General features: G+C 73.6%; 1 protein-coding gene. It reads right to left on the reverse strand.

The window, feature by feature from the left end:
• On the reverse strand, positions 1–512 hold a 512-nt coding region (locus FNQ90_RS26370), incomplete at both ends, for an ATP-binding protein (protein WP_182608583.1).

The raw sequence follows: 512 nt of genomic DNA on the forward strand, positions 1-512 counted from the left end.
GCCACGGCCGCCTTCACCGCCGCGGTCGCCGTGCTGATCATCGCCTGCCCCTGCGCCCTTCCGGGCTCCGGTCCTCCGCTCCGGGCCTCGCCGAGCGGTAGCCGTACGGTGAACCAGACGGCCTTGCCCCGGCCGTCCGGCCTGACCCGGGTTCCCCAACTCTCCCCGAGAGCGGCCACCAGCGCCAACCCGCGCCCGTTCCGGGCGTCGTGATCCGCGCTGCGCTCGCGTGGCAGGCCGGGGCCGTGATCGACCACGATGACCGTCAACCTGTCCTCGCGCAGCAACAGTTCGATGGTGCAACGTTTGTCCGGGCCCGCGTGCCGATGCACGTTGGCCACCAATTCGCTGGTGCCCAGCAGCACGGCGTCGACCAGCTCCGGGAGCCCCCAGCGACGTAGTTGCTCCTCCACCAACCGTCGGACCCGGGCCACCCGGTGGGGGACCACGCGCAGGCCCAGCGAGCACCGTCGACTCCTCCGGGGCCGGCGTCCGCCCGGACCCGGGGGAGG

The sequence above is a fragment of the Streptomyces alkaliphilus genome (assembly GCF_014141535.1).
Taxonomy (GTDB): Bacteria; Actinomycetota; Actinomycetes; order Streptomycetales; family Streptomycetaceae; genus Streptomyces; species Streptomyces alkaliphilus.